14 protein-coding genes are annotated in these 10864 nt (G+C 65.8%); 12 read left to right on the top strand and 2 right to left on the bottom strand.

Features of this window, described 5'->3' with window-relative positions:
* The first annotated feature begins 72 nt into the window (after positions 1 to 72).
* The gene (locus HTS88_RS20495) at positions 73 to 717 is read left to right on the top strand and encodes a hypothetical protein (RefSeq protein ID WP_174181795.1); all 645 of its coding nucleotides are present in this window, start codon (positions 73 to 75) and stop codon (positions 715 to 717) included.
* 31 nt (positions 718 to 748) lie between these two features.
* Here HTS88_RS20495 and HTS88_RS20500 read toward each other — a convergent pair whose 3' ends face one another.
* Positions 749 to 1243: an FBP domain-containing protein gene (locus HTS88_RS20500; RefSeq protein WP_174181797.1), complete on the bottom strand. Its 495-nt coding sequence runs from the start codon at positions 1241 to 1243 to the stop codon at positions 749 to 751.
* A 360-nt stretch (positions 1244 to 1603) separates the two neighbouring features.
* Here HTS88_RS20500 and HTS88_RS20505 point away from each other — a divergent pair, with 360 nt between their 5' ends.
* The 6 genes from HTS88_RS20505 to HTS88_RS20530 all read left to right on the top strand — a co-directional run bounded on the left by HTS88_RS20505 (position 1604) and on the right by HTS88_RS20530 (position 7769).
* Entirely contained in the window at positions 1604 to 2695 is a 1092-nt protein-coding gene (locus HTS88_RS20505) for an ABC transporter substrate-binding protein (RefSeq protein ID WP_174181799.1), read from the top strand.
* A gap of 25 nt (positions 2696 to 2720) precedes the next feature.
* Positions 2721 to 3812 (top strand): FecCD family ABC transporter permease, encoded by a 1092-nt coding sequence (locus HTS88_RS20510; RefSeq protein WP_174181801.1) that lies wholly within the window; start codon positions 2721 to 2723, stop codon positions 3810 to 3812.
* Positions 3813 to 3886: 74 nt separating this feature from the next.
* Entirely contained in the window at positions 3887 to 4909 is a 1023-nt protein-coding gene (locus HTS88_RS20515; RefSeq protein ID WP_174181819.1) for a FecCD family ABC transporter permease, read from the top strand.
* A gap of 1 nt (position 4910) precedes the next feature.
* Complete coding sequence (locus HTS88_RS20520) at positions 4911 to 5726, top strand: ABC transporter ATP-binding protein (protein WP_251424951.1); 816 nt, start codon at positions 4911 to 4913, stop codon at positions 5724 to 5726.
* Positions 5723 to 6763: a siderophore-interacting protein gene (locus HTS88_RS20525; RefSeq protein WP_174181805.1), complete on the top strand. Its 1041-nt coding sequence runs from the start codon at positions 5723 to 5725 to the stop codon at positions 6761 to 6763. The genes HTS88_RS20520 and HTS88_RS20525 overlap by 4 nt, the downstream gene beginning before the upstream one ends.
* A 160-nt stretch (positions 6764 to 6923) precedes the next feature.
* Positions 6924 to 7769: a GDSL-type esterase/lipase family protein gene (locus HTS88_RS20530; RefSeq protein ID WP_174181807.1), complete on the top strand. Its 846-nt coding sequence runs from the start codon at positions 6924 to 6926 to the stop codon at positions 7767 to 7769.
* Between the two features lie 27 nt (positions 7770 to 7796).
* Here the strand turns inward: HTS88_RS20530 and HTS88_RS20535 are convergent, their stop codons facing one another.
* Positions 7797 to 8084: a YciI family protein gene (locus HTS88_RS20535; protein ID WP_174181809.1), complete on the bottom strand. Its 288-nt coding sequence runs from the start codon at positions 8082 to 8084 to the stop codon at positions 7797 to 7799.
* Positions 8085 to 8155: 71 nt separating this feature from the next.
* On the opposite strand from HTS88_RS20535, the gene HTS88_RS20540 reads away from it, so the two are divergent.
* The 5 genes from HTS88_RS20540 (at position 8156) to rpsN (ending at position 10414) form a co-directional block, all read left to right on the top strand.
* Positions 8156 to 8635: a MarR family winged helix-turn-helix transcriptional regulator gene (locus HTS88_RS20540; protein ID WP_174181811.1), complete on the top strand. Its 480-nt coding sequence runs from the start codon at positions 8156 to 8158 to the stop codon at positions 8633 to 8635.
* Positions 8636 to 8687: 52 nt separating this feature from the next.
* Positions 8688 to 9449 carry an SGNH/GDSL hydrolase family protein gene (locus HTS88_RS20545; RefSeq protein WP_174181813.1) on the top strand — a complete coding sequence of 254 codons (762 nt, stop codon included), beginning with the start codon at positions 8688 to 8690 and terminating at the stop codon, positions 9447 to 9449.
* A 253-nt stretch (positions 9450 to 9702) separates the two neighbouring features.
* Positions 9703 to 9939 carry a 50S ribosomal protein L28 gene (gene rpmB, locus HTS88_RS20550; protein WP_013602738.1) on the top strand — a complete coding sequence of 79 codons (237 nt, stop codon included), beginning with the start codon at positions 9703 to 9705 and terminating at the stop codon, positions 9937 to 9939.
* Positions 9939 to 10106, top strand: coding sequence for a 50S ribosomal protein L33 (rpmG, locus tag HTS88_RS20555; protein WP_013602737.1), 168 nt, complete (start codon positions 9939 to 9941; stop codon positions 10104 to 10106). Before rpmB ends, rpmG begins: the two co-directional genes overlap by 1 nt.
* A 2-nt stretch (positions 10107 to 10108) precedes the next feature.
* Complete coding sequence (rpsN, locus tag HTS88_RS20560) at positions 10109 to 10414, top strand: 30S ribosomal protein S14 (protein WP_009358853.1); 306 nt, start codon at positions 10109 to 10111, stop codon at positions 10412 to 10414.
* Positions 10415 to 10864 lie beyond the last annotated feature (450 nt).

Genomic DNA, 10864 nt, shown 5'->3' on the forward strand with positions numbered 1-10864 from the left:
TAGGTACTGCGGAATGCTGGGTTCCGCCCTGTTCCCCAAGAGAACGATGGCGTCCTCTTGAAAGGCACCGGCATGCGCCCATCACAACGCGTGGCATTCTTCCCGGCGGCAATCGCTGCGGCCGCACTGTCCCTTGCGGGTTGTGCTGCCAGTACCCCGGTGGAAACCGCCGGCTCCTCGACCCCAGGCGCAACGGCTCCGGCTGCGTTCCGCGCCGACAGCCTGGTAACGGTCACCTTTCCGGACGGCAAGCTGTCGTTTCAGCACCCGAAGGGATGGCACGTGGAGTTCTTCAATGCATCCGAATCGCCGTACGTGGGCACCGCAACGGTGTTCGATCCCACCAGCCAGGCGAAAATCAGCATCTACACAGGCCAAATTGCAGACGTCGTAGCCAGTTCTGCCGCCCGGACCGTCCTCGAGACGGATCCGGTGCCGGGATTGGTGGGGCAGTCTGTTCCAACGCCCCATTCGTCGTTCTTTGTTGACCGCAGCGGCGACGCTGCCACTTATCGGATGGGGCTCACTCCGGGGCTGCCCGTATCGCCGGACGGGGAGGTGAGGGACGGGCTGGTCATGCTGGGTGACCGCGTTCTGACCGCCGATGTGGTGTTCACCGGTCAGCCGTTCGCCAATGACGAGGAGGCGAAAGCCTGGTATTGGGGAACGGAAGGCCAGGCCTTGAAGGCTCTGCTGATGAGCTTTTCCTACCGCTGACCCGCTTTGCTGTCCGTGCGATGTGCTCCGGCTATTTGGCCTGTACCCGGGCCAGGAACTGGGCAGCCCGCTCCTTCAGCCCTGCAATCTGGCGGAGGACCACGGCGGCGGGATCCGGGTTGATCTCATTGGCCGGTGGTTCCTTGCGGACGTTGCCGCAGCAGAGAAAATCGGCGCAGATCAAAGTGCCAACGGTGTTGCCGTTCCGGCCGGACTGCCCGGCGCGCCTGGCCACCCAGAGGAGCACATCCTCCTTGGAGAACACGTCGCGGCACAGCTCGCAAAGGACTAAGCGGTTCTTCCGGGCCCCGCCTTCGGGCGCCCGCAGCAGAATGCCCGTGACCCCCTTCGGCCCTGGGACCACAAGGTAGCCGCGGAGGGGCATCTTTTCGTCCCGCCAGCCCAGGAAGTCAAGGTTGTCCCAGTCGAGAGACTCGAAATCCTTGGGCAGGGTGAGTTTGGCCGCTTCGGAGCGGCTGGCATTGATAAACGATGAGCGGATTTGCTGAGGCGTGATGGATTGCATGGCTGGACTTTCGCGAAGGATGGGCCCCGGCGTGCGGGTAATGGCAGGTGGGTCTCAGCTGTTCCCCGCGGAGCAGGCCATAGCGGCCACCCCGCTCACCATGGCAGCGCCGGCCATGACGGCCTTCTGCTTGCACATTTGTCCTTCGTCTCCCCATCCGTCGCCGGCTGCGGCCGGCATTCCAGCCGGTTAATACCGGCAGGAATATCCTGTCAAACCGCATCTTCCCTGTCCAAGCCCACCGACCACGGCGGAATTGTGTCCTTTGTCACGAACGGGAATAAGACATGGAAACGTTGCGTAATGAGCCCGAGGGTAGGCTAGCCTTACTTAAGTTCGCTTCATGACTTAAGGAGTTCCGTGACTTCCCCCCTCTTCTCCGGGCCCAGTGCCACGCGCCGCACGCTGTTCAAATCAGCAGTCAAGGCCACGGCCGTCCTGGCCGCAGCGGCACTCACCCTGTCCGCCTGCTCCACCGGGCCTGCGTCCTCCACTACCGACGCCGGCGCCTCCAGCTCCAGCAGCTCGCAGTTCCCCGTCACCATCGAGCATGTCTACGGCGAAACCGTCATCGAGGAACAGCCCACGCGGGTGGCCACTGTCTCCTGGGTCAATGACGACGTCGCCATTGCCCTGGGTGTTGTGCCGGTGGGCGTGCCCAAGAACGAGTGGGGCGGCAACGAGCAGGGCTCCACCCCGTGGAAGGACGCGGCTCTGGAGGAGCTCGGCGCCGGATTCGGCTCCGACAAAGCCCCGGTGCAGTACTCCGAGGCGGACGGCATCAACTTCACCGAAATCGCCAAACTCACCCCGGACGTCATCCTGGCCGCCTACTCGGGCCTCACCGAGGAGGACTACAAGAAGCTCACCGAGATCGCGCCGGTGGTGGCCCACCCTGAACTGGCCTACGGAACCTCCTGGCAGGACTCCACCTCCATCATCGGCAAGGCCCTCGGCAAGGATGCCGAAGCCGCCAAGCTGGTCTCCGACACCGAGGCCACCATCAAGGAAAAGGTTGCCGAGTACCCGCAGATCACCGGCAAGAGCTTCATCTACGGCAACCTGGAGCCGGCATCGGCCGAGGGCGTTAATGTCTACACCGCCAATGACAACCGTCCCCGCTTCCTTTCCGAGATCGGCATGCAGCTGGCTCCCGTGGTTGAAGAAAACTCCAAGGGCTCCAAGGAATTCTTCATCCCCTGGTCAGCCGAGAAGGCCAACGAGCTAGAGTCCGATATCTTCGTGACCTGGGTTCCGGACGCCGCCACCACTGATTCCATCAAGTCCGACCCCCTGCTGGGCCAGATCCCCGCCATCAAGAACGGCGCCCTGGTTGCCGATTCGGACAACACCCTGACGCTGTCCATCTCCGCTTCCTCCCCGCTGAGCCTGCCGTGGTCGCTGGATACGTTCCTGCCGCAGCTGGCCACCGCAGCGGATGCCGTGAAGTAATCACTGCTCAGGTAGGAACAGATAAATGACGGACAGTACGACGACGGCGGCCCGCCAGGAGCCGGCGCCCGGCACCTTCGTGCCGGGCACGGGGCCTGCAGTACATGCCCCCGGCCGCACGTTTGGAGGGCCGCGCGCCGCCTGGCTGCTGGCCGCCGTCGTTGTACTGGCGCTGCTGGCCGGGGCCTCCCTGGCCATTGGCGCGCGGGGCCTTCCCCTCGCCACCGTGTGGCAGGCGCTCACCGCGTTTGATCCCGCCAACGGCGACCACGCCGTGGTCCACGCCCGCATTCCCCGCACCGTCCTTGGCCTGCTGGCCGGCGGTGCGCTGGGCCTTGCGGGCGCAGCCATGCAGGGCGTGGCCCGCAACCCGCTCGCGGACCCGGGCATTTTGGGTGTTAACGCCGGCGCGGCCCTGGCCGTGGTCACCGGCATCTATGTTTTCGGCGTCGGATCCCTCTCCGGCTACATCTGGTTCGCCTTCGTCGGGGCAGCAGCCGCCGCCGTCGTGGTGTACCTCATTGCTTCCCTGGGCCGGGACGGCGCCACCCCGGTGAAGCTCGCACTGGCAGGCGCGGCACTGAATGCCGGCCTGTACTCGCTGATGAACGTCATCCTGGTCTCCAGCCAGGACACTTTGGACCGGTTCCGCTTCTGGCAGGTGGGCGGCATCGCCGGGCGCGACTGGTCCGTGGTGCTCTCCGGACTGCCCTTCCTTGCCGCGGGGGCGCTCATTGTGCTGCTGACCGGCCGCATCCTCAACAGCCTGGCCCTCGGCGACGACATTGCCCGCGGGCTCGGCCAGCGCGTGGGACTGGCAAGGGCCGTCACGGCCCTCGGCATCGTGCTGCTGTGCGGCTCCGCCACTGCCCTTGCCGGACCCGTCGCCTTCGTGGGCCTGGTCATCCCGCACGCCGTCCGTTTCCTCACCGGCCCGGACTACCGCTGGATCCTGCCCTTCTCCCTGGTCCTGGCCCCGGCACTGCTCCTCGGCGCGGACATCATCGGCCGCGTGGTGCTCCTGCCTGGCGAAGTCCCGGCCGGCATCATGACCGCCCTCGTCGGAGCACCGGTCTTCGTCTGGCTGATCCGCCGCGGCAAGGGAGCCGGACTGTGACCATCACCACATCCCGCGTCAACCCCTCGGCAGGAACTCCCAATGCAGGGTCCGGGAGACCACGCCGCACCCGGCTGCTGCTGAACCGGACCGCCTTCCTGGCCGCCGTCGTCGTGGTCCTGTTCGCCGTGTCCGTCCTGCTGGGCAGCTACACGGTGACCATCCCGGACTTCTTCAGGATCCTCATCGCCCACCTGACCGGCGGTGAAAAGATCCCCGGTGCCAGCTTCATCGTGATGGAAAACAAGCTGCCGCGGGCCGTCATCGGCACCATGATCGGGGCCGCGTTCGGCCTGGCGGGCGCCCTGTTCCAGACCATGCTCCGCAACCCGCTGGCCAGTCCCGATGTCATTGGCATCAGCTACGGGGCCAGCGCCGCGGCCGTGACCGCCATCGTGGTCTTCGGCGCATCCGGCGCAGCGGTTTCCGCGGCGGCCCTGGGCGGTGCGCTGGGCGTGGCAGCCATCATTTACGCCATTTCCAGCGGCGGTACCCTGCGCGGAACCGGCCGCGGCGATGCTGCGGGGAACCGGCTCATCCTCGCCGGGGTGGGCATCGCCGCAGCACTGCACGCAGTGGTCAACTTCCTGATGACCCGGGCGGACATCCGGACCGCGGCGGACGCCCTGGTCTGGCTCAACGGTTCCCTGAACTCCGCCAGCTGGGACCGCGCGGGCGTCCTTGCCCTGGCCCTCGCCGTCCTGCTCCCCGCCGTGGTTGCCCTCGCCGGCCCGCTGCGCATCCTGGAACTCGGACCCGATGCCGCCGCAGGACTGGGGATCAGGGTGGGTGCCACACGGCTTGCGCTGGTGGTCACCGCCGTTGCGCTGGCAGCGGTGGCGACGGCGGCAGCCGGCCCGGTTTCGTTCGTTGCCTTCCTTGCCGGGCCCATCGCCCGGCGCTTTACCGGCAAGGCCAGCCTCCCGGCGTCGGCCCTTGTGGGCGCCGTGATTGTCCTGGCGGCCGACTATGTGGCCGCCAACCTGGCACCCCTGCTCCTGGACGGCACAGTGCTGCCGGTGGGCGTTATCACCGGTGCGCTCGGTGCCCCGTTCCTGCTGTGGCTCCTGGTCACGGCCAACCGAAAGGATGCCTGAGGTGGCAGTTCTCAACGCCAAGGACCTGACGCTGAAGTACGACCAGCGCTGCGTGGTGGACGGCCTCAGCGCCGAGATTCCGGAGGGGAAGGTGACCATGATCGTGGGCGCCAACGCCTGCGGGAAGTCCACCCTCCTGCGCGGGCTGTCCCGGCTCCTCAAGCCGGCGGCCGGTGCCGTAACCCTGGACGGCAAGGACATCCACTCCCTTCCGGCGCGTGAACTGGCCCGTACCCTGGGCCTCCTTCCACAGCACCCCTCTGCCCCGGACGGCATCACGGTCAGGGACCTGGTGGGCCGCGGCCGCTACCCCCACCAGGGCTTCTTCCGCAGCTGGAGCGAACGGGACGAAACCGCCGTGCAGCGCGCGCTCGAAGCTACCGAGACCCTTGCCCTCGCCGAACGGAACGTCGACGAACTTTCCGGCGGGCAGCGGCAGCGCGTCTGGATCGCCATGGCCCTTGCGCAGGAGACCGACGTGCTCCTCCTGGACGAACCCACCACCTACCTGGACCTCGCGCACCAGGTGGAGGTCCTGGACCTCGTGACGGACCTGAACCGCCAGCGCGGCACCACCGTGGCCATCGTCCTGCATGACCTGAACCTGGCCGCCCGGTACGCGGACACCGTGATCGCCATGAAGGACGGCGCCGTGGTGGCAGTCGGGTCCCCGCTCGAGGTGGTCACGGAAGGGCTGGTCCGCAGCGTTTTCGGCCTCGAATCGCGGGTCATCCCGGATCCCGTCTCCGGCACCCCCCTGATCATTCCCATCGGCCGCCACCACGTTCCCGCCAATGAACTGGAGCTCGTTTCATGAAAACCCGCGACATCGCCTCCACGGAGCCCATGACCCTGGCGTTCGAAGTGACCGTCACTTCGGTCCAGGAGCTCAGCCCCAATTTCCGCAGGATCACGTTCGGCGGATACTCGCTGCGGGATTTCGGCGTCCACGGGGACACCCTGGACCTCCGGATCAAGCTCATGATCCCGTCCCTCGCGGCGGACGGCAGCCCGCTGCCCCTCCCGGTGTTCGAAATGAGCCAGTCCGGCTGGTACCGCGAATGGCTGGCCATGGACCCTGCCGTGCGCGGCTCCATGCGTACCTACACCGTCCGCCAGGCACGCCTGGACGCGGTGTACCCCGAAATCGATGTCGATTTCGTGATGCACTTTGACCACCGTGGCAACGGCGGGCCGGCGGCGAACTGGGCCCTCAACGCCCGGCCCGGCGACGCCATCACCATCATCGGACCCAACAACAGGGCAGCCCACTGCGTCACGGCCGAAACCTACTCGGGCATCGAATGGCGGCCCGGCCTCGCGCAGCGCATCCTGCTGGCCGGTGACGAAACCTCCGTCCCCGCCATCTCCGCCATCCTGGAAAGCCTGCCGGAGTACATGACCGGGCACGCGTTCCTGGAGGTCCCTGAAGCCGGCGACTTCAGGGAACTCACGTCACCCGCCGGCGTCGACATCACCTGGCTGGCGCGCGGGGCGTCCATCGGGCGGTCCAGGCCGCACGGCGAACTGCTCCAGGAGGCCGTGCGCAAGGCCGTGCCCGTGCCGGGCTGGGTGGGGATCAAAGCGGCCGACGGCGGCGCGGGCCCCGAGCCGGAGGACGTCAATGTGGACGTGGACATTCTCTGGGAGACCCCGGCGCGGATGGAGACGTCCGAGATCCAGGCCACCAAGAACCCGGGCATTCCGGCCGGCGCCATGCCCTTCTACGCCTGGATCGCCGGCGAGGCCGCCGTGATCAAGGACATGCGCCGGTACCTCGTCCGGGACGTCGGGATCGACCGGAAGCAGGTGGCGTTCATGGGGTACTGGCGGCAGGGCAAGGCCGAGGGGTAGCCCGGGCTCGTCGCGCTACAGCCCCAGGCAACGCTCTCTCAGATCCTGCCGGTTTTCCGGCGACGCTCTTGCACTTGATGCCGGTTTTCCGGGGACGCTCTGCACTTCCTGTTCACCCCGGCGTCGTTCTTCCTTCTTCTGTGGTGGCTACCTTGGGCTGGTGCCTGCTCAACCGTTGCTTCCTGATTCCGGGAGGCGGGTGTTCGTCGCCCTGGGGGACTCATTCACGGAGGGGGTCGGGGACCGGGACGACCGGTTGCCCAACGGTGTCCGCGGTTGGGCAGACCGGGTGGCGGAGAAACTGGCCAAAGCCCAGCCCGGGTGGCGCTATGCGAACCTGGGCATCCGCAGCAAGCGGCTCCGGCATATCGTCAACGAGCAGCTGGAACCGGCGCTGCGGATGAGGCCCTCGCTGGTCACGCTGTATGCAGGCGGAAACGACATCCTGGACGTGAAAACGGACATGGCCGCGCTCATGGAGGACTACGAAAAGCTCGTGGCAACACTGGCGGAAACGGGGGCAACGGTGGTGCTTTTCACGGGGTTCGACGTCAAGGTCTCCGCACTGCTGGAGCCGCTCCGGAAACGCAACACCTACTACAACCAGCACGTCCGGACCATCGCCGCGAAGTACGGGGCGGAGCTGGTGGACTACTGGTGCCTGGATGCCTTCCATGACCGGCGGATGTGGGACTCCGACCGGCTCCACATGTCCAAGGCAGGGCACAAGTACCTGGCGGGGCGGGTGCTGGACCAGTTGGGCGTGCCGCACAAGATCCGGCCCAAGGACTGGGAACCGCCCGCCCGGCACAGCCTGCGGGAATGGGAACGGCAGCAGCGGCGCTGGATCCGCGACTGGGTCCTGCCACTCTTCGGCCGCAAGCTGCGCGGCGTCACCCTGGGGGACGAGCTGGGCCCGCGCTGGCCGGAGCCGGTCAAGGTGCCGCGGAAGGGCGGACTGAAAAAGCTGGCAGCGGGTGCTTCCGCCGCTGCACCCCGGGCCTAGCTGACCCTACCTGAAGCGCCAGGACGCTCAGCTGTCCAGCAGGATCTCGTACCCCGGGGCCACCCTGGCCGCGTGGAACTCCATGACCTCGAAGTCCGCCACCCCGTTCGTATAGAACGGGTCCTGCTCCAGGCAGGCATCAAGGACAGTGCGGTCGGCCTGGGAGAGCAGCAGGCCGCCGGTCCTGGGCACTTTTCGGCCGGCCGCAATGAAAACGCCGTCGTCGAAAGCCTTCTGCAGCCAGGCGATGTGGCCGGCGTTGTGGAAATCCACGATGTCCTGCGGAACCCGGTAGCTCAGGGAGACAACATACATGGCCCCAGCCTACCGGCCGCCGCGGGGCCTAGTTGAAGAATCAACCACGCTGCTCTCGTAGAATGAGGGACATGACCGAACCGCGCTGGCTCAACGCCGACGAACGCCGTGCCTGGCTGGCCCTGGTAAGCATCAACACCCTTTTGCCCGCAGCCCTGGACACGAAGCTCCACACCGCGGGAAAGCTCTCGCTCTTCGACTACACCGTGCTGGCGATGCTCTCCGAAGCTGAGGGCCGGTTCCTTCCCATGAGCGAGCTCGCCGCCCGCAGCAGCGCTTCCCTGTCCCGGCTGTCGCACGTAGTGACCAAGCTGCAGAAGCGCGGCTGGGTGGAGCGGCGCCCGCATCCCCATGATGCCCGCGTCACCACCGCCCATCTGACCGAAGAAGGGATGGCCACCATCGTGGAGCTGGCGCCCGGGCACGTCGAGGACGTTCGCGACCTGTTCCTGGATGCCCTCACTGAGCAGGACGTCCTGGACCTGGCGAGGATCGGCGAGAAGGTGGTCGGCCGGTTGGACGCGGACCACTGGATCCTCCGGGAAAACTAGCCCACCCGCCAGCTGGTTGGTTGCTCCCGGCAACGGGTGGCAAACTAACCGGATGGACTTTACTTCCCGGTTTGTCGCCCTCGGAGACTCCTTTACGGAAGGCGTGGGCGACGACGATCCCACCCGCCCCAACGGTGTCCGCGGCTGGGCGGACCGCGTGGCCGAGCAGCTGTGCGCCGCCGACCCTGGCTTCGGTTATGCCAACCTCGCCATCCGCGGCAGGAAACTCCGCCACATCCTGGCTGAGCAGGTGGACGCCGCCGTCGAACTTAACCCCACCCTGGTGACCATCTACGCCGGCGCCAATGACATCCTCCGCCCCAGGATCGATATTGACGACCTCCTGGTGGAGTACGACGACGCCATCGCCAAACTGCGCGCCACCGGTGCCGCCGTGGTCATGTTCACGGGTTTCGACGCCCGCGGCTCAAAGGTGTTCAGCACCATGCGGGGACGCACGGCCATCTACAACGAACTGGTCCGGGGCATTGCGGGAGACCACGGCGCCCTCCTGGTGGACTACTGGCGCTTCAGCGAGTACTACGACTGGGGCATGTGGGCGCAGGACCGGATGCACATGTCCGCGGCAGGGCACGCCAATATGGCCAGGCGCGTGCTGGACGTCCTGGAACACGACCACTCGATCGACATCCCGCCCATGACCCCCGTCCCCGAACTCAGCGGGGTGGACGCCCTCCGCGCCAACGCCCGCTGGTTCCGCGAGTATGCCGGTCCGTGGGTTGTCCGGAGGGTCACTGGCAAATCCTCCGGCGACGGCTTGAAGCCGAAGTACCCCGAGCTCACGCGCCTCTAACCCCGCGCCTGCTTATACACTCTTCGGCGCCGGATTGGTCTTTAATTGCGTGAACTCGTAGACTTGGTAGGCGCTAAGTGCGCGGAGCGTGCGCAATTGCTCCGGTTTCCCGGTAATTTCTCCAGGGTGGCCGGTAGTTAGGGGCTCAAGTTGCGTGACTAACCGTTGCCCTTCTTCATTTTTGGGTCGCCCTTAGCAGCATGGTCCAGCAGCAGATATGCGGATCATTACTTTCAATTCTTGAGGAGAAGTCATGGCAGCACACTGCCAAGTGACCGGAGCCGAGCCGGGCTTTGGGCACAGCATTTCGCACTCGCACCGCCGCAACAAGCGCCGGTTCGATCCGAACATTCAGAAGAAGCGCTACTGGGTTCCGTCCCTGCGCCGTAACGTCACGCTGCAGGTCTCTGCACGTGGCATCAAGACCATCGACGTACGCGGCATCGACGTAGTCGTCGCCCAGATCCTGGCTCGTGGGGTGAAGCTCTAGTGGCTAAGGACAAGGACGTACGTCCGATCATCAAGCTCAAGTCGACTGCGGGCACGGGTTACACCTACGTAACCCGCAAGAACCGTCGTAACGATCCGGACCGCATGGTCCTGAAGAAGTACGACCCCAAGATCCGCCAGCACGTCGAATTCCGAGAGGAGCGCTAAACATGGCTAAGAAGTCCAAGATTGCTCGCAACGAGCAGCGCAAGGTCATCGTTGAGCGTTACGCTGCAAAGCGCCTCGAGCTGAAGAAGACCCTGGTTGACGAAAACGCAACCGACGAAGCACGCGAAGCAGCCCGCCTGGGCCTGCAGAAGCTGCCCCGCAACGCGTCCCCGATCCGTCTGCGTAACCGCGACATCATCGACGGCCGTCCCCGCGGCACCTTCCAGAAGTTCGGAATCTCCCGTGTCCGTTTCCGCGACATGGCCCACAAGGGCGAACTTCCGGGCATCACCAAGTCTTCCTGGTAATCCAGCACTGCTGCTACCAGCTGCTTGAGAAGAGCCGGCAACCTTTCGGTTGCCGGCTCTTCTGCGTTTAACGGACCTTGATGGCGCCGTTTGGGGTGGTGGTGCATAGGTACCCGTGCGACACCAGTACCTGCGTTGGGACTGTGCTGCAGCACACAGAAAGAAGGTGCGACGGCGGATGGCCCTCCAGGGATGGAAACAGGCCGTTTCGCCGCGGAATGGCGGGGATTGCGGCCCCCCGCGAGGGGGATTTGCAGTGGCGCTGGAGCAGGTGTATTGTTTTCTAAGTCGCCGCGAGGGAGACAGCGAAGAGCTGGTAACCACGGCGGCCAAACCCCCAAAAATCAACACCAATTCTGGTAGTGCTTTAGAGCGCTCCTGAAGTGGTTGGGAACGACTTCCTGCCGATCGGAATCCTGAAACATGGATTTGCTTCGGACTGGAGGATCG

Source organism: Pseudarthrobacter oxydans (assembly GCF_013314975.1).
Classification (GTDB): domain Bacteria; phylum Actinomycetota; class Actinomycetes; order Actinomycetales; family Micrococcaceae; genus Arthrobacter; species Arthrobacter oxydans.